Source organism: Clostridium sp. C8-1-8, from assembly GCF_009928445.1.
GTDB lineage: Bacteria > Bacillota > Clostridia > Clostridiales > Clostridiaceae > Clostridium_AR.
This window is the reverse complement of sequence record NZ_JAABNO010000095.1, coordinates 1-332: the sequence shown is the minus strand read 5'-3', so window position 1 is coordinate 332 and position 332 is coordinate 1. Positions and strand designations below refer to the sequence as shown.

Annotated in this window: 1 protein-coding gene; it reads right to left on the bottom strand. The window is 32.2% G+C overall.

Features of this window, described 5'->3' with window-relative positions:
• Nucleotides 1–56: 56 nt before the first annotated feature.
• On the bottom strand, nt 57–332 hold a 276-nt coding region (locus GXK57_RS26260; RefSeq protein WP_160680946.1), incomplete at its 5' end, for a hypothetical protein.

Below are 332 nucleotides of genomic sequence, written 5' to 3'. Positions count from 1 at the left end.
TGTAGATTGTCAAGTACTTTTGACCCACTTTTTCACACAAAACTGACCCACTGCCATTAGCTTATTAATTCTATGTCGTACCCGCCTTCGCGTAGGCGAATAAGATTTATTTCAATAGACCTGGTACTTGACTTAATTTTTATATATTTCGATAGCTCTATTAGTCTATCTTGAAGAAGATCTAAATTCAATTCATCGAGTGGATCCTTGTAGTATATAGTATTAGGGATAGATGCTACAATACTTGTAGCATTATCCTTAGGTTTATTTAATAAATCATCAATACTCATAAATTGAGATTCAGCAGCTTTTAACAATTCAAACTTTTTTGA